Origin of the sequence: Leucobacter celer subsp. astrifaciens (assembly GCF_001273835.1) — a bacterium.
GTDB lineage: Bacteria > Actinomycetota > Actinomycetes > Actinomycetales > Microbacteriaceae > Leucobacter > Leucobacter celer.
On sequence record NZ_JHEI01000225.1, the window covers coordinates 1 to 235 of the forward strand.

The 235-nt window shown below is 70.2% G+C and carries 1 protein-coding gene; it reads right to left on the minus strand.

Annotated elements, in window-relative coordinates; genetic code table 11:
* Positions 1-235, minus strand: a 235-nt coding sequence (locus AMS65_RS18335) for a ComEC/Rec2 family competence protein (RefSeq protein WP_193787045.1), incomplete at both ends; no start/stop codon positions are given.

Consider the following 235-nt stretch of genomic DNA (forward strand, 5'->3'; position numbering starts at 1 on the left):
GCCCGACACCGAGTCTCGCGACGACCGAGGCCATGGCCGATACGACCAGCGCGCAATTGGCGCCGGACACTGCGACGAGGTGGGTCAATGAACCCTGCTGCATGGCGGCGTTCAGCTGCTCTGAGCCCAGCGACGTATCGCCGACCGCAAACCCCGGCACGAGCGATGCCCCGGGCACGCCCGCGGACAGATCGCGCAATCCCCCGCGCAGATGCGTCGCCCACCGGCTGAGGGC